Source organism: Amycolatopsis sp. cmx-11-51, from assembly GCF_047608665.1.
In the GTDB taxonomy this organism is placed as follows: Bacteria; Actinomycetota; Actinomycetes; order Mycobacteriales; family Pseudonocardiaceae; genus Amycolatopsis.
Map to the genome: position 1 here is coordinate 16,599 of NZ_JADNQO010000017.1, position 15,082 is coordinate 31,680.

Genomic DNA, 15,082 nt, shown 5'->3' on the forward strand with positions numbered 1-15,082 from the left:
CACGTTCGACGGGGGCGGAGGCCGGCCGTTTACGGTGCTCGTCCGCCGAGGTAAGTGAAGGCCCCCTTCATGTACCTGGAAGGGGGCCTTCACGCGCGAGCAGGGTCAGGCGGGCGGCCTCAGGGTGACGACCGTGGCGCTGGTCTCGCCGCGCGGCGTCCGGTACTTGATCTCGTCGCCCTCCTTGGCGCCCACGAGCGCGAGGCCGAGCGGGCTGTCCGAGGTGACCGTGGCGGCGTCGGCGTCCTCGCCCGGGATCGTGACGATGTGAAGCTCGTCTTCGTCGCCGTCGGAGAACCTGAGGGTGACGGTGGTGCCGTCGGGGAGCAAGCCCTTGCTGTTGCGGCCGCCGTGCTCGAGCTTCGCGGCGACGTCGGCGATGCGCCGGTCGAGGTAGGCGGCGGCCTCCGCGCGGTCCAGCACCTCCGCCTGGTCGGCCGCGTCGCCGGTTCGTTCCTGTTCGCCGACGAGCGGCGCCATCGCGTCGCGCTGCGCACGCAGATCGGCGAGTTCCTTTTCCAGCTGCCGGCGTGCCGCCGGGCTGAACCCGTTGTCCCCTGTGGTCACCATGCCGCGCATTGTCCGCTACAGATCGGCCGCTAGCCACCTCGATTTTTCACCCGCTGTGACCGGTCAGGACGATTGCCCTAAGATTCAGGGCTCCCGTCCTGACTACTTGGTGTAAGGAACTTCGTGACCGCCGTTCCCGGCCGCAGCGCGCGGCTCTCCCCCAATCAGCTGCAAAAACAGGAGCAGATCGTCGAAGCGGCGCGTGTCGTGCTCGCCAGGGACGGGCTCGCCGGTTGCACCGTCCGCGCGATCGCGGAGGCCGGGCCGCTCACGAAGAGTGCGATTCATTACTACTTCGCGGACATCGACGTCCTGATCGACCGCGCGATGGCGGCGCACATCACAACGTTCACCGCCGATTTGCGCAAAATTTCGGAGAAACACGATCACCCGGACGAGCGGCTCTTCGCGGCGCTGGAGGCCTTCCTCGCCGAGTTCTCCGGCCGCTCGAACGCGGCCTTCCTCTGGTTCGAGTACTGGATCGCCGCGGGCCGCGCGCAGCATCCGCAGGCCATCGACGTCATGCTGACGTCGATCACCGAACTGCTCGCGGAACTGCTCACGCCGCTCGACGTCGAGGACCCCCGCGCGCGGGCTCGGGCGCTGCTGTCCTACCTGCTCGGCGCGATCGTCCAGCAGCGCGTCCGGCGGCGGCCGTTCGCCGCATTGCGCGGCGACATCGAGGCTCTCTGTTTCGCGAACTACGGTTAGAAATACGCATTAGATCCGTACCGTTACGGATTGTTCGGGCTGTCCGCTCCGGCCATGGTGAGGTTCCCTTCCCTTGCCTGAGAGCTAGGAGACGACGATGCGCATAAGACGGTGCATGGCCGTGGCGATCGCGGCCGTCGCGGCGTTCACCATCCCGGTCGCCGCGAGTCCGGCGACCGCCGACCAGCAGGCCGAAGACGCGCAGGTCCAGATCTACGAGGTCTTCGGCACCGGCACGGCACAGCAGCGCACCCAGATCTCCCGGCTGGGCGTCGACGTCCTCGGCACCTCCGGCTCCACGACCACGGTGATCGGCGAAGCGCGCGACGCGGCGAAGATCCGCTCGCTCGGCTTCCGCGTCGAGCAGCGCGGCGTCGTCGACCGCTCGGAGAAGGTCGGCACGAACGCGATCAACGACTTCCCGCCGTCCGACTCCGGCTACCACAACTACGCCGAGGTCACGACGGAACTGCGCAACGCCCAGTCGAACTTCGGGTCCATCGCGCGGCTGAGCAGCGTCGGCAACTCGTACCAGAACCGCGCGCTGAACATGCTCAAGATCAGCGACAACGTCGCGACCGACGAGAACGAGCCCGAAGTCCTCTTCACCTGCAACCAGCACGCCCGCGAGCACCTCACCACCGAGATGTGCCTGCGGATCGTGAACCGGTTCACCCAGGGCTACGCGTCCGACCCGGCGATCAAGCGGTTCGTCGACAGCACCGAGATCTACGTGATCCCGAACGTCAACCCGGACGGCTCGGAGTACGACATCTCCGGCGGCAGCTACAAGTACTGGCGCAAGAACCGGCAGGGCAACGGCACCGACCCCAACCGCAACTGGGCCTACAACTGGGGCTGCTGTGGCGGTTCGTCGGGCTCGACGACCAGCGAGACCTATCGCGGTCCCTCGGCGTTCTCCGCCCCGGAAACCAGGGCGGTGTCCAACTTCGTGAACTCGCGCAAGATCGGCGGCGTCCAGCAGATCAAGGCGAGCATCGACTTCCACACCTACTCGGAACTCGTCCTGTGGCCGTTCGGCTTCACGTACAACGACACGGCACCGGGTATGACCGCGGCCGAGGCGCAGCGTTTCCAGCAGCTGGGCAGGCAGCTGGCGGCGACCAACGGCTACACGCCGCAGCAGTCGAGCGACCTGTACATCACGGACGGGACGATCGACGACTGGATGTGGGGCACCCACAAGATCCTGAGCTTCACCTTCGAGATGTACCCGCGGGGTTCGAACCCCGGCTTCTACCCGCCCGACGAGGTGATCGTCCGGGAGACCACGCGTAACGACCGCGCCGTGGACCTCCTGCTGAACACCGCCATCGGCTGACCGACTGGAGCTGAAGGGGCCCTTCGCCGCATCTCACGCGGTGAAGGGCCCTTTCGTCGCATGAGATGCGGGCATGGTCCCCTTCGGCTCCCGCGCATAGGGTGCGGGCATGCCGCTGTTCGAATTCGAGGGGCACCGTCCCCAGGTGGATCCCGAAGCGTGGATCGCCCCCACCGCGACCCTGATCGGCGACGTCGTCGTCGAGAAGGGCGCTTCCGTCTGGTACGGCGCCGTGCTGCGCGCGGACTTCGGGAAGATCGTCATCCGTGAAGGCGCCAACATCCAGGACAACTCGGTCATCCACGTCAACGACGGGGTCACCGAGGTCGGCAAGAACGTCACCGTCGGGCACCAGTGCCTCGTGCACGACTGCACGATCGGCGAGCAGGCGCTGATCGGGAACGGCTCGACCGTGCTCGACAAGGCGCAGATCGGGGCGAAGTCCCTGGTCGCCGCCGGTGCCACGGTGACGCCGGGGATGATCGTCCCGCCCGAGACCGTCGCCATGGGCAGCCCCGCGAAGAAGCACGTCCCGCTCGACGGCAACGCGAAGCTGTGGGTCGAGCACAACGCCGCGATCTATCAGGAACTGGCGCGCCGGCACGCGGAAGGCATCAAGCCGATCGATTGACTCTCCAGTAGCTGGAGACCCTAGCTTCGGTCGTATGGCACCGAAGTCGAAGAAGAAGACGCACGAGGCGACGCTCGAGCTGACCGCCGGCAGCGCGCCGGTGGTCGTCCTCGGCAAGACGCTCGGACAGACCGGCGTGAACCTCGTCGAGGTCAAGAAGGCCTACGACGCGGCGACGGCGGCGCAGCGGGGCGAGATCATCCCGGTGGTCGTGTCGGTGTTCGAGGACCGCTCCTTCGAACTCCGGCTGAAGACCCCGCCGACGTCGTTCCTCATCAAGAAGGCCGTGGGCGGCAAGGGTTCCGGCCGTCCGGGGCATGAAGTCGCGGGAAAACTCACCCAGGACCAGCTGCGGGGGATCGCCGAGCGGAAGCTGCCGGATCTCAACACCGGGGACCTCGGCGCGGCCATGCGCACGATCGCGGGCACGGCCCGTTCCATGGGTGTCGCGATCGAAGAACCGTGACGCGCAAGCACGTGATCGTCCCGCCTTTCCGCGACCTCGACCCGGCCCTCGAGGTCGCGGAAAGGCTACTCGCGCAAGGGAATTCTCGGCTCGCCGGAGTGGCCGAGGCGTTGCCGGACGAACACGCGGCCGCCGACCGGCTCAACCGGATCCTGGCAGGCAACGGCGCCGCACCGCGTTTGGTCGAGGCCGGAAACGGTTGGCGCCTGGTAAATGTGGCGTCGTGGCCCGGTTGCGGCGACCTGGTCGCGGGCGCCTCCGGGCTGGCGGAACTGGTCGCGTTCGGCGGCTGGCGGCGGATCAAGCGGTGTGCCGTCTGCGCACGGCCGTTCTGTGATCGCACATCGGGGTGCAGCCGCCGATGGTGCGGCGAGCATCGTCCGTACGCCGAGTCCCGCTCCGGCGGAGTGCACTAGGCTCCGGGGGCACCAGCGACTGGCGCAGTTGAGGTGGAGCACCACCGGGAAGCGAAGTCAGGCCGGCACCGCGCGCCTGGGTGCAGGCCACTCCTGAGCCGGAGTACGCCATGACACACCAGCCAGAACTGTCCGCACTGGCCGCCGCCGACCCGCGGATCGCCGAGCTCGTCGAGGAAGAGGCGAAGCGCCAGCACGACAAGATCCGCCTGATCGCGTCCGAGAACTACGTCTCCCGGGCGGTGCTCGAAGCGACCGGCACCGTCCTCACCAACAAGTACTCCGAGGGCTACGCCGGCAAGCGGTACTACGAAGGCCAGCAGCTCATCGACCAGGTCGAGAACCTCGCCATCGAGCGGGCGAAGGCCGTCTTCGGCGCCGACCACGCCAACGTCCAGCCGTACTCCGGCTCCCCGGCGAACCTGGCCGTGTACCTCGCCTTCGCGCAGCCGGGTGACACCGTGCTCGGCATGGCGCTGCCCGACGGCGGTCACCTGACGCACGGCTGGAGCGTGTCCGCGACCGGCAAATGGTTCACGCCGGTCCGCTACGGCGTCCGCAAGGAGACCGGCAGGGTCGATCTCGACCAGGTGCGTGAACTCGCGCTGCAGCACCGGCCGAAGCTGATCTTCGCGGGCGGTACCGCGATCCCGCGCACCATCGACTTCCCGGCGTTCGCGGAGATCGCCCGCGAGGTCGACGCCGTCCTGGTCGCCGACATCGCGCATATCGCCGGTCTCGTCGCCGGTGGCGCGCACCCGTCGCCGGTCGGGCACGCGCAGGTCATCACCACGACCACGCACAAGACGCTCCGCGGCCCGCGCGGCGCGATGATCCTTTCCGACGCCGACCACGCGAAGGCCGTCGACAAGGCGGTGTTCCCCGGTCTGCAGGGCGGGCCGCACAACCACACGACAGCAGCGATCGCCGTCGCGCTGGGCGAGGCTCAGAAGCCGGAGTTCCGCGACTACGCGCACGCGATCGTGGCCAACGCCAAGGCGCTGGCGGAGGCTTTGGTGGAACGCGGGTACGACCTCGTGTCCGGCGGCACCGACAACCACCTGCTGCTGATCGATCTGACGAACAAGAACGTGCCGGGCAAGCCCGCCGCGCAGGCGCTGGACCGGGCAGGCATCGAACTGAACTACAACACCGTGCCGTTCGACCCGCGCAAGCCGTTCGACCCGTCCGGCATCCGGCTCGGCACCTCCGCGATCACCACCCGCGGGCTCAAGCCGGAGCACCAGGTCAAGGTGGCGGAGTGGATCGACCGCACGATCACCGCCGCGGCGGCCGAGGAACAGGCCGCTTTGGACACCATCGCCGCCGAGATCCGCGAATTCCTGGCGCCGTTCCCGATCCCGGGCTACTCGGCCTGACTTCTGGACGGTTCGCAAGTAGTCGACTACTTGCGAACCGTGACGAAGGGGCCCTTCACCGCATCGTGTGCGGGGAAGGGCCCCTTCGTCTTCGCTAAGCGACTAGTGAGCCGCGGGACCGTCGACGGCCTCTTTGGCCAGCCGGTCGGTCTCACGCTCGTACGAACGCTTGATCTCGGCCTCGGCCTCGGTCCGCCCGACCCAGCTCGAACCCTCGACGCTCTTGCCCGGCTCCAGATCCTTGTACACCTGGAAGAAGTGCTGGATCTCGAGCTTGTGGAACTCGTTCAGGTGGTGGATGTCGCGCAGGTGCTCGAGACGCGGATCGTTCGTCGGGACCGCGAGGACCTTGTCGTCCGGGCCCTTCTCATCGGTCATCCGGAACATGCCGATCGCGCGGCAGCGGATCAGGCAGCCCGGGAAGGTCGGCTCCTGGACGAGCACCAGCACGTCGAGCGGGTCGCCGTCCTGGCCGAGGGTGTCGTCGATGAAGCCGTAGTCGGCGGGGTACTGGGTGGCGGTGAACAGCGTCCGATCGAGCTTGATCCGACCGGTCTTGTGGTCCACCTCGTACTTGTTGCGCTCCCCCTTGGGGATTTCGATAGTGACGTCGAATTCCACGCCGGCCTCGCTGCTCTCGTCTTTGGTACGCCCCGCCGTCGCGGACGGCTCACCGAAATCATCGTCTTGTCTTCACTAGTGTGGACCACGGGGGCTCGGGCGGTCGCATCGATGTGGTCGTATGTGAGCTTGGCCCCTTCCCCGGACGGTGGATGAAGGAGCGTTACGTGCCGGAAAACGATGACCCGAGGTGGCCGGCGGACGACAAGGACACCTCATCCGCCGAGCCCAAGGGCACCAAGGGGGACGGCGAGGCCACCGTCTGGCTGCCCATGTCGGGTTCGGCGAACGGTAAGACCGAAGAGCTGTCAGTGCCGAAGGTCACACCTGAAAGTGGCTCCTGGTTCGAGCCGGTCGTCGAGGTCGAGGACGAACCGGACGTCCGGGAGACCCCCACTCCGCAGTGGTCCGCCTTCGCCCCGGTGACGCCGGTCGAGCCTGAGAAGGCGGAGGAGCTACCGGAGCCGAAGACGGTCTTCGTCAAACCCGTCCAGCCTCAGCACGGAGGCGGACCGGACTGGGACCAGTTCGACCGGGGCGCTCCCACCCCGTCGCGTGACGCTGGGCCGTCGAGGCCGGAGCCGCGGCAGGAACTTCTGGACCAGGAGCCGCCCCGCGAGCAGCGGCCGCGCCGTCCCGAGCAGAACCGGGTCGAGCCGCCGCGTCCCGCGCCGGTCCCTTCCGCGACCATGCACGCGCGGCCGGTCCGTATCGAGCCGACCGAAGAGCGCTTCGACACCGAGGCCACCGCCGGGGTCCAGCAGTCCGAACCGCCCTCCGAGGAGCCCCCGGCCGCGCCCGCGCCGAAGCCGAAGAGGCGCAAACGCAAGATCCTGGTGATCACGGCCGTGGTCGTCCTCCTGCTGCTCGCCGGGATGGGCGGCGCCTCCGCGATGCCGAAGGTGTCGAACCGGCTCGGCCTGCCTTGGGCGCCGAACGCACCGAAGGCCGACATCCCCAAGCCGGCTGGCATCTCCCGTGTCCTGCACGGGCCGGACATCAACGGCGCCGGGCCGACGAAGGACGGCCTCGCCGCCGCGCTGGCGGGGCCCGCCGGTTCCGCCGACCTCGGCACGCTCACCGGCACCGTCGTGGACGCGGCGACCGGGGACGTCCTCTGGGACAAGAACTCCGGCACCCCGCTGACCCCGGCGTCGACCACGAAGATCCTCGTCGTGGCGGCCGCGCTGCTGTCACTGGACCACGGGATGCAGATCCCGACGAAGATCGTCCAGGGCGCCGATCCGGGCACGGCCATCCTGGTCGCGGGCGGCGACCCGTCGCTGACCTCGCTCCCACTGGGCACCGATTCGCCGCTGTACCCGGGCGCCGCCCACGTCGACGACCTCGTCGCCCAGGTCAAGAAGGCCACCGGCGGCAAGATCACCAAGGTCCAGCTGGACGTCAGCCTGTTCAAGGGGCCGACGTCCGCGAAGGGCTGGGACCCGGAGGACACCGCCGCCGGGAACACCTACATGGCGGCTGTCCTGCCGGTGATGGCCGACGGCGGCCGCAACGACCCGAAGAGCGACCACGCGCCCCGTATCGCGAACCCGGCCGCCGCGCTGACCCAGAAGATCGCGGGGAAGCTCGAAGCCCAAGCCGGCGGTACGACGACGGCGCCGAAGGACGCGAAAGTGCTCGGCGAGGTCAAGTCGCAGCCGCTGGCCGAGTTCGCCAACTCGCTGCTGCAGCTTTCGGACAACATGCTCGCCGACGTCCTCGCCCGCCAGATCGCGATCGCCAAGGGCGGCGAAGCGTCCTTCGCCGGCGGCGCGGCCGCGACGACGGACGTGCTCAAGCAGGCCGGATTCGACCTCACCGGCGTCCAGATCAACGACGGCAGCGGACTGTCCGATCAGAACAAGATCCCGGCGAAGGTGCTCAGCGAGATCCTCGCGGTCGCGGCGGCGCCCGACGGCAAGGATTCGAGGACGGCCAAACTGCGGCCGCTGCTGGCGGGTCTCCCCGTCGCGGGTGGCAGCGGGACGCTGGAGAAGCGGTATGGCGATCCGGCTTCGGCGGCGGGCCGGGGCTGGGTGCGAGGCAAGACCGGGACGCTGTCGGGGGTGAACACCCTGGCGGGTGTGGTGCTGGACACCGACGGCCGGATGCTGGTGTTCGCGCTGATGTCGTCCGGTTCGGACCAGAACAAGGGCAGGGCCGCGCTCGACGTGGTCGCGGCGACACTGCACAAGTGCGGATGCCGCTGAGTTTTCCGTGAACGGCCGGAATCGGAGCGTGCGTAAGTCGCGCCGGAATCCGGGCTTTCAGCGGGTAGCGTCATAAGTGTGACTGAGGAAACGCCGACCAAGACACGTTCGATGGTCGACTGGTCCCTGGCCGCGTCGACGGGCGCTCTCCTGGTGCGCGGCGGCCCGGTGGTCGACCGCGACGAGGCCGAAGAAGCCGTCGCCGAGCTACGGGAACTGACCAGCGAGGCGGAGGGGCACGTCCGCGAGCTGACCGGGCTCGGGCTCGATCTGCCGCTGCTGCCGGCCGAGGTCGTCGACAGGCCAGGCTGGGTCCGCTCGGCCGCCGCCGGGCTCGACGCGCTCACCGGCCGCGCGCTGCCGCAGGCGCAGGGCGGGCCGCTCGGCCCCGTGCTTGCCGGTGGCGCCGGCGTCCAGACCGGGCTGGTGCTCGCGTTCCTGGCTTCGCGCGTGCTCGGCCAGTACGACCCGTTCGGCGGGCCGGAGCGCCGTGGCCAGCTGGTGCTCGTCGCGCCGAACGTGGTCGCCGCCCAGCGCGCGATGGACGTCCCCGGCCACGATTTCCGGCTGTGGGTCTGCCTGCACGAATGCACCCACCGGCTGCAGTTCACCGCGGTCACCTGGCTGCGCGACTACTTCGCCGACGAGGTCGAGCGCCTGATCGGCGGGCTCGCCGGCCGTGACGCGGACGGGCTGAGCGATCTGGTCGGCCGCCTGCCGGACACCATCAAGCAGATCGGCAAGGGCAGGGCGGGTGGCGCCGGTCTCGCCGAACTCCTGCAGTCGCCGGGCGAACGCGCGGTTTTCGACCGGCTCCTCGCGCTCTCCACCCTGTTGGAGGGGCACGCCGACTTCGTGATGGACGCCGTCGGGCCGCAGGTCGTGCCGAGTGTCGAGCTGATCCGGTCGCGGTTCACCGCACGGCGCAAGGGCGGCGGGCTGATCGACCGGGTGCTGCGCAGCCTGCTCGGAGTGGACGCGAAGATGCGTCAGTACGAACAAGGCGCGAAGTTCACCAAGCACGTCGTCGAGGCTGTCGGGATGGACGGCTTCAACGCGGTCTGGACGTCGCCGAACACGCTGCCGACCCGGGCCGAGATCACCGATCCGGCGGCCTGGGTGCGGCGCCTGCACGGGTGAGCGGGCCGGATCCAGCGATCGCGGCCGTACGGACGGCCGTGCGGGACTTCCTGACGTCGGTGAATCCTCGCGACGAGCTGTGTGTCGCGGTTTCCGGCGGCGCGGATTCGCTCGCGCTGGCCGAAGCGGCGGCGTTCGTCGGCTCTCGCTCGGGGCTGAAGGTGCGGGCGCTCGTCGTCGACCACGGCCTCCAGGACGGTTCCGCGGAAACCGCGGCGAAGGCGGCGGACACCGCTCGTGAACTGGGTGTCGACGCCGCGAAAGTCCTCACCGTGAAGGTCGAAGGCGCCGGCGGACCGGAAGCCGCGGCCCGCCGGGCCCGGTACCGCGCCCTGCGCTCCGCGCTCCCGGACGGCCACAGTCTCGTCCTCCTCGGCCACACCCTCGACGACCAGGCCGAAACCGTCCTGCTCGGCCTCGGCCGGGGCTCGGGACCGCGCTCGCTGGCCGGTATGCGGCCGCACGACCCGCCGTGGGGACGGCCGCTGCTCGGCGTCACCCGCGCCGCCACCCGGCAGGCGTGCCGGGCGCTCGGCGTCGAACCGTGGCAGGACCCGCACAACGAGGACCCGCGGTTCACCCGTGTCCGGTTGCGCACGGAAGTACTGCCCCTGCTGGAGGATGTGCTGTCCGGCGGTGTAGCGGCCTCGCTCGCCCGCACGGCGGCTCAACTGCGCGAGGACACCGAGGCGTTGGACACCCTCGCTGACGAGGTCCACCTGCGTGCCTTCACCGAGGAAGGGCTCGACGTCGCGGTGCTCGCCACCGAGCCGGCCGCCCTGCGGCGGCGTGTCCTTCGCAGGTGGCTACTGGACTCAGGAGTCCGTGAACTCACCGACGCCCACCTGCGTTCGGTCGACGCGCTGGTGGGGAACTGGCGGGGTCAGGGCGGGGTTTGGCTACCCGGCGACTTGGTGGCCGCGCGGGCGCATGGCAGGCTCTCGGTGTCTGCCGGGTGAACCCGCGACCGCGATCGCAGAGCGGGTTCACGCGTATGGTGACCTTCGTCGTCACACCTCGGCTCCGCCGACAGGCGCCGGCCGGAGTACCCCAGTCCACCACCTAGAGGGGATCGTCCTGTGTACGAAGGCGAGATCGCCTCCGTGCTCGTCACCGAGCAGCAGATCAACGACAAGATCGCCGAGCTGGCCGCGAAGGTAGCCGCGGACTACCCGGCCGACGGCCCCGGTTCCGGGCAGGGAGACCTCCTGCTCGTCGGGGTGCTCAAGGGCGCGGTGATGTTCATGACCGACTTCGCCAGGGCACTCCCTCTTCCTTCGCAGCTCGAGTTCATGGCGGTCTCCTCCTACGGTTCGGCGACCTCGTCGTCCGGCGTGGTGCGGATCCTCAAGGACCTCGATCGCGACATCGCCGGCCGCGACGTGCTCATCGTCGAGGACATCGTCGACTCCGGGCTCACGCTGTCCTGGCTGCTGAAGAACCTCGCCAGCCGCAACCCGGCCTCGCTCGAGGTCGTCTCGCTCCTGCGCAAACCGGAGGCGGTCAAGGTCGATGTACCGGTCAAGTACATCGGGTTCGACATTCCTAACGAATTCGTAGTCGGATACGGCCTCGACTACGCGGAGCGGTACCGGGACCTGCCCTACATCGGCACCCTGGATCCGCACGTTTACACGTCCTGAGAACCGCTTGCCCGCGGATGCGGAAATGCGGAACCCTGAGCACGGTGAACGCGTCATAGGTTGCGATCAAGTGCGTTAACCTATGCGAAGACCTTTGCCACGATGCCGTCGTGGCCTGGCCCGGGGGAAACGGAGAGAGCTCAGATGGGGAACAGCAGCTTGGCGGACGCGAACGCGTTCAAGAACGCCGCGGCCCAGGGTCAGGTCGGGATCGACCCGGACGCGGCCCAGACCGTCCTGAACAAGATCCGCACCGGCAAGGACGCCGTCGAGGCCCTGTTGCACCGCGCCGGTGACCTCGGGCAGGCCCCGAAGCTGGGCAACAACCCGGTCGGCAACGCGATCGCCGCGAAGGTGGCGAACCGTGCCGACGGCGGCGGCGACTCGTACGCGGCCGCACTCCAGAACCTTTACCAGCAGTACGAGGCCGCCGAGTCCGGCATCGTGACCGCGATGGCCAGGTACCACGAGATCGACCAGACCGCGGCCGAGCCGTTCCGGAACGTCTGAGGGGGAGTCAGAAAGCCATGCCACCGAAGCACAGCGCCGACTCTTTCGGCGAGAGCAACACCAGCAGCACCCCGGTCCAGCTCGGCGACAACTCGCACGCCGAGGGCATCGTCTCGTCCGCCCGCGGCCGTTCGGACGGGTTCGACATCGGCGCCGACCGTGCCATCACGAACCCGCCGAACTGGGAGAGCGCCCCGACCAGCCAGGACCTGTGGAATCAGGCCAACCTCGGCAACGACCCCAGCACCGCGACCTCGATCAGCCAGTCGTGGAGCTCGCACGGGACCCAGCTGAACCAGGCCTCGAACGACCTCTACACCGCGATCTCCGAACTGGGCGCCGCCTGGATCGGCCAGGGCGCGGCGAGCGCGCAGGGTTCGCTGGTCGCCATCGCGAACTCGGGCTCGCAGGCCTCCGAAGCCGCGACCACGATGTCGGACAGGCTGCAGAAGCAGGCCGATGCCGCCACCAAGGTCAAGCTGATGCCGAAGCCGACCAACTACACCCCCGAGGGTGCGATGGGCCAGGCTCTCGCGGCAGGCCCCGTCGGCATGATCACCGACCAAAAGCCCCTCGCCGACCAGGACAAGGAAGTGCGGGCGGAGCAGGCCAGGTTCCTCGAGGCCTACACCAAGGAGATGAGCGAGGTCGACAGCTCGACCCCGAGCTTCGGCCCCGAATCCCTCGGCATGAAGCCGACCGCCTCGCACAACAGCGCCTCGTTCAGCGGCGTCGGCAACGTGGGCGGCGGGGGTCTCGACTCCGGCGCCGTCTCCGGCGCCCCGGTCCTCGCGGGCACTCACGGCTACGGCGGCGCGCAGGGTGGTTCGCCCGCGCCGGTCGTCCACGCCGGTCCGGACTCCGGTGTGTTCTCGCAGGCAGGCTACAACCCCGCCACCGGGAACCTGCCGGCTTCGGGTGTCGCCCCTGGTGCCGGTGTCGCGTCCGGCGCCGGTGCGCCGATCGCCCCGCACGCCCCGGCGGCGAGCGGCGGCAACGGGCTCGGCCAGGCGCTCACCGCGGCCGCACTCGGCGGCGGTCTCGGCTACGCCGGTGCCAAGGCGCTCGGACAGGGCAACAAGTCCGGCGCCAAGGACACCGACGGCACCGGCGCCGCGGCGACCGACAACGCCCCCGCGCAGAGCGCCGCGTCCCAGGCCGTGCCGCAGCAGGGCCTCGTGTCCTCCAGCGGCACCATCGGTGGTGGCGCCACCCCGCCGATGCAGGGCATGGGCGGTGGCATGGGCATGGGCGCCCACGGCGCGCAGGCGGAGCAGGAAGAGGAGCACACGCACGCGTCGTTCCTCATCGAGCCCGACCCGGACGACGCCTTCGGCGCCAACGAGGCGACCCCGCCGCCGGTCATCGGCGCCTGGACCGAAGACGACGATCGCTAGAGCGGTTTTCACCGGGCGCGCGGCCCGATCCGGCCGCGCGCCCGCTGACTTGTGCGAGCCTGTCGGCGGAGCGCGTGAACCCGCCGATCGCGGACGCGGGTTCACCAAAGACACTAGGGGCGGACGATGGCGAACGGTGACCTGCTCACCGCGGTCGAACTGGACTTCCTGTGGGAGGTCGCGAACGCCGGAGAGCTGCCGTACCCGCTGCGACTCCGCTCACACGGGGCGACCGTCGACGAGCGCGACGCCCTGCGGAAGCGGACGCTCCAGTCGCTGAACCAGCGTCATCTCGCCGACGATCGCGGGCGTCCCGAACCCCATATCGAGGACTACTTCGGCGTCCTCGCGCGGCCGGACCTGAGCCTGGACTGCGTCCAGCTCAACAACCCCAACACCGAACCGCTGCTCGCGGTCGCGTCGCTACTCGGCGGTCAGGGCCTCCTGACGGTGCAGGACCAGCGCGGTTTCCACTTCCATCCGATCGCCCAGGACGGTCTCGCGAGCGCGATCGTCTCCCTGCTGCCGCCGGGCTCGCGCGGCACCGAGAAGTCGATCACCCTCCCGCTGGACGGGCTCGTCGGCGCTTCGGGCGCGGACTTCCTCCAGCGCCGCCAGCCGCAGGTCGACGGCACGGCGACGTCCGATGAGGACCGCAAGGCACTGGCCCGGCTCCAGGCCCAGCCGCGGCTGCGAGGCGGCCAGTTCGGTGCCAACGCGCGCAGCAGGCACGGCACGCGAAGCCGGTCTTCGGTGCTGAGCTGGTTCGACACGCAGTCGGGCCGGTACTTCACCCAGGCCACCCGCGGCTCCGATGGACGGGACTGGATCACCATCGCGCCCGCGGATCCGGCGACGCTGCGGCACCGGCTCACGGAGATGCTGGGGAAGATCGCGGCCGACGCTTCCGTCGCACGCTGAGCATCCTTCATCGCAGCTTTCCCATCGTGGCCGGCAGATCTCGGTCAAGGATCCGTGAAGGCCTCCTTGAGAGACCCAGAGTCCCTCCAGGAGGCCTTCACGGACTCCAAGCGGCCAGGTCACCAGCACTTTCGGCCATCCGGCCACCGCCTGTCGTACCCCTTCGCTATCGTGAACCCCAGGGCGTTTTGACGCAGAGCGACCAGCCACGCACAGGCCCCGCAGCACGAGCCAAGGTGCCGGGAGGGCACGGAGCAATGCACCAGGAACACTTCACGCCGATGGCGTTCGACTTCCTCTGGGAGTCCGCCGAGCTCGGCGACCTGCCGTATCCGCTGCGCCTGCGCTCGCACGGCGCGACCGAGGCCGAGCGGCGGGTGCTGCGCGACCGCACCGACGTCGAACTCAAGGCCCGCGGCCTCCGCGACGGCAGGGGGAGGCTGGACCGGAGGATCGAGGACTGGCTGTACCTCCTCGCCCGGGGCTCGTTGACCATCGACGCGCTGCACATCCCCGAGTTCCAGGCCCCGACGATCGCCGTCCTCGGCGCCACCGACGGCCGCGACGCGGTGCTCGCGATCCAGGACCAGTCCGGCATCTGGCTGCGCGAGGCGCCCGCCGACGGGCTCCCCACCGCCGTCGTCGACCTGCTCCCACCGGGACAGCGCGGCTCCGAGGCGTCCGTCACGCTGCCGATCGACGACGCCCGCCGGACCGAGCCGATCCGCGCCGCGGTCAGCCCGACGAAGCAGGGCGAAGAGCCCGAAGCGGCGAAGACCCGTCGCAAAGAGAAGCCCCGCGTCTCACTCAGTGAACGCATCACCGCGGACCCGCGTGAGGCGTTCGGCAAGCTCACCGGCCAGCCGCGGCTGCGTGGCGGTCAGCTGGCAGCGAACAGCCGGTCCCACGTCGGCGCCAAACAGCGGTCCCGTGTCCTCGGCTGGTTCGACACCGTCAGCGGGCGCTACCTCAGCACGTCACAGGCCGGTCCGGACGGACGCGAATGGGTCACCGTCTCACCCGCCGACGTCAAGACACTGCGGATGAGACTGGGCGAAATGGCCGCCGGTGTGGCGGTCGACACACGCTAGGGTCACGCTCCGGGAACCCTCGCGTGGCGTC

The 15,082-nt window shown here is 69.5% G+C and carries 16 protein-coding genes; 14 read left to right on the plus strand and 2 right to left on the minus strand.

The annotated features are described in order from the left end of the window. Positions 1 to 105: 105 nt before the first annotated feature. Positions 106 to 570: a GreA/GreB family elongation factor gene (locus ACM6LU_RS33900; RefSeq protein WP_414941921.1), complete on the minus strand. Its 465-nt coding sequence runs from the start codon at positions 568 to 570 to the stop codon at positions 106 to 108. A 123-nt stretch (positions 571 to 693) separates the two neighbouring features. Here ACM6LU_RS33900 and ACM6LU_RS33905 point away from each other — a divergent pair, with 123 nt between their 5' ends. From ACM6LU_RS33905 to glyA, 6 genes are all read left to right on the plus strand, one after another. Then, on the plus strand, positions 694 to 1,281 hold the full coding sequence (locus ACM6LU_RS33905) for a TetR/AcrR family transcriptional regulator (protein ID WP_414941922.1): 588 nt from the start codon (positions 694 to 696) through the stop codon (positions 1,279 to 1,281). A 115-nt stretch (positions 1,282 to 1,396) separates the two neighbouring features. Beyond that, positions 1,397 to 2,623 carry a M14 family metallopeptidase gene (locus ACM6LU_RS33910; protein WP_414942031.1) on the plus strand — a complete coding sequence of 409 codons (1,227 nt, stop codon included), beginning with the start codon at positions 1,397 to 1,399 and terminating at the stop codon, positions 2,621 to 2,623. A 109-nt stretch (positions 2,624 to 2,732) separates the two neighbouring features. Beyond that, positions 2,733 to 3,254 carry a gamma carbonic anhydrase family protein gene (locus tag ACM6LU_RS33915; protein WP_414941923.1) on the plus strand — a complete coding sequence of 174 codons (522 nt, stop codon included), beginning with the start codon at positions 2,733 to 2,735 and terminating at the stop codon, positions 3,252 to 3,254. 34 nt (positions 3,255 to 3,288) lie between these two features. Beyond that, entirely contained in the window at positions 3,289 to 3,720 is a 432-nt protein-coding gene (locus tag ACM6LU_RS33920; protein WP_414941924.1) for an uL11 family ribosomal protein, read from the plus strand. Further along, complete coding sequence (locus ACM6LU_RS33925; protein WP_414941925.1) at positions 3,717 to 4,136, plus strand: hypothetical protein; 420 nt, start codon at positions 3,717 to 3,719, stop codon at positions 4,134 to 4,136. The genes ACM6LU_RS33920 and ACM6LU_RS33925 overlap by 4 nt, the downstream gene beginning before the upstream one ends. Positions 4,137 to 4,246: 110 nt before the next feature. Beyond that, positions 4,247 to 5,515, plus strand: a complete 1,269-nt coding sequence (gene glyA / locus ACM6LU_RS33930; protein ID WP_414941926.1) for a serine hydroxymethyltransferase — start codon at positions 4,247 to 4,249, stop codon at positions 5,513 to 5,515. 102 nt (positions 5,516 to 5,617) lie between these two features. Here glyA and ACM6LU_RS33935 read toward each other — a convergent pair whose 3' ends face one another. Next, positions 5,618 to 6,136: an inorganic diphosphatase gene (locus ACM6LU_RS33935; protein WP_414941927.1), complete on the minus strand. Its 519-nt coding sequence runs from the start codon at positions 6,134 to 6,136 to the stop codon at positions 5,618 to 5,620. Between the two features lie 152 nt (positions 6,137 to 6,288). Here ACM6LU_RS33935 and dacB point away from each other — a divergent pair, with 152 nt between their 5' ends. The 8 genes from dacB to ACM6LU_RS33975 all read left to right on the plus strand — a co-directional run bounded on the left by dacB (position 6,289) and on the right by ACM6LU_RS33975 (position 15,051). Next, positions 6,289 to 8,349 (plus strand): D-alanyl-D-alanine carboxypeptidase/D-alanyl-D-alanine-endopeptidase, encoded by a 2,061-nt coding sequence (dacB, locus tag ACM6LU_RS33940; protein ID WP_414941928.1) that lies wholly within the window; start codon positions 6,289 to 6,291, stop codon positions 8,347 to 8,349. 111 nt (positions 8,350 to 8,460) lie between these two features. Further along, positions 8,461 to 9,489 (plus strand): zinc-dependent metalloprotease, encoded by a 1,029-nt coding sequence (locus ACM6LU_RS33945; RefSeq protein WP_414942033.1) that lies wholly within the window; start codon positions 8,461 to 8,463, stop codon positions 9,487 to 9,489. After that, the gene (gene tilS / locus ACM6LU_RS33950) at positions 9,486 to 10,448 is read left to right on the plus strand and encodes a tRNA lysidine(34) synthetase TilS (RefSeq protein ID WP_414941929.1); all 963 of its coding nucleotides are present in this window, start codon (positions 9,486 to 9,488) and stop codon (positions 10,446 to 10,448) included. Before ACM6LU_RS33945 ends, tilS begins: the two co-directional genes overlap by 4 nt. A gap of 120 nt (positions 10,449 to 10,568) precedes the next feature. Beyond that, positions 10,569 to 11,132, plus strand: a complete 564-nt coding sequence (gene hpt / locus ACM6LU_RS33955; protein WP_093933323.1) for a hypoxanthine phosphoribosyltransferase — start codon at positions 10,569 to 10,571, stop codon at positions 11,130 to 11,132. A gap of 144 nt (positions 11,133 to 11,276) precedes the next feature. Continuing rightward, entirely contained in the window at positions 11,277 to 11,642 is a 366-nt protein-coding gene (locus tag ACM6LU_RS33960) for a hypothetical protein (protein ID WP_414941930.1), read from the plus strand. 17 nt (positions 11,643 to 11,659) lie between these two features. Beyond that, complete coding sequence (locus ACM6LU_RS33965; protein ID WP_414941931.1) at positions 11,660 to 13,039, plus strand: WXG100 family type VII secretion target; 1,380 nt, start codon at positions 11,660 to 11,662, stop codon at positions 13,037 to 13,039. 126 nt (positions 13,040 to 13,165) lie between these two features. Then, complete coding sequence (locus tag ACM6LU_RS33970; protein WP_414941932.1) at positions 13,166 to 13,960, plus strand: ESX secretion-associated protein EspG; 795 nt, start codon at positions 13,166 to 13,168, stop codon at positions 13,958 to 13,960. A 257-nt stretch (positions 13,961 to 14,217) separates the two neighbouring features. Next, positions 14,218 to 15,051, plus strand: coding sequence for an ESX secretion-associated protein EspG (locus tag ACM6LU_RS33975; RefSeq protein ID WP_414941933.1), 834 nt, complete (start codon positions 14,218 to 14,220; stop codon positions 15,049 to 15,051). The last annotated feature ends 31 nt before the right edge of the window (positions 15,052 to 15,082 follow it).

Bases quoted from the DNA above. Each gene is read 5' to 3' on its own strand.
- ACM6LU_RS33900 (WP_414941921.1), bottom strand. From the start codon at position 570: ATGGTGACCACAGGGGACAACGGGTTCAGCCCGGCGGCACGCCGGCAG.
- ACM6LU_RS33910 (WP_414942031.1), top strand. From the start codon at position 1,397: ATGGCCGTGGCGATCGCGGCCGTCGCGGCGTTCACCATCCCGGTCGCC.
- ACM6LU_RS33915 (WP_414941923.1), top strand. From the start codon at position 2,733: ATGCCGCTGTTCGAATTCGAGGGGCACCGTCCCCAGGTGGATCCCGAA.
- ACM6LU_RS33920 (WP_414941924.1), top strand. From the start codon at position 3,289: ATGGCACCGAAGTCGAAGAAGAAGACGCACGAGGCGACGCTCGAGCTG.
- glyA (WP_414941926.1), top strand. From the start codon at position 4,247: ATGACACACCAGCCAGAACTGTCCGCACTGGCCGCCGCCGACCCGCGG.
- dacB (WP_414941928.1), top strand. From the start codon at position 6,289: ATGAAGGAGCGTTACGTGCCGGAAAACGATGACCCGAGGTGGCCGGCG.
- ACM6LU_RS33945 (WP_414942033.1), top strand. From the start codon at position 8,461: ATGGTCGACTGGTCCCTGGCCGCGTCGACGGGCGCTCTCCTGGTGCGC.
- ACM6LU_RS33960 (WP_414941930.1), top strand. From the start codon at position 11,277: ATGGGGAACAGCAGCTTGGCGGACGCGAACGCGTTCAAGAACGCCGCG.
- ACM6LU_RS33965 (WP_414941931.1), top strand. From the start codon at position 11,660: ATGCCACCGAAGCACAGCGCCGACTCTTTCGGCGAGAGCAACACCAGC.
- ACM6LU_RS33970 (WP_414941932.1), top strand. From the start codon at position 13,166: ATGGCGAACGGTGACCTGCTCACCGCGGTCGAACTGGACTTCCTGTGG.
- ACM6LU_RS33975 (WP_414941933.1), top strand. From the start codon at position 14,218: ATGCACCAGGAACACTTCACGCCGATGGCGTTCGACTTCCTCTGGGAG.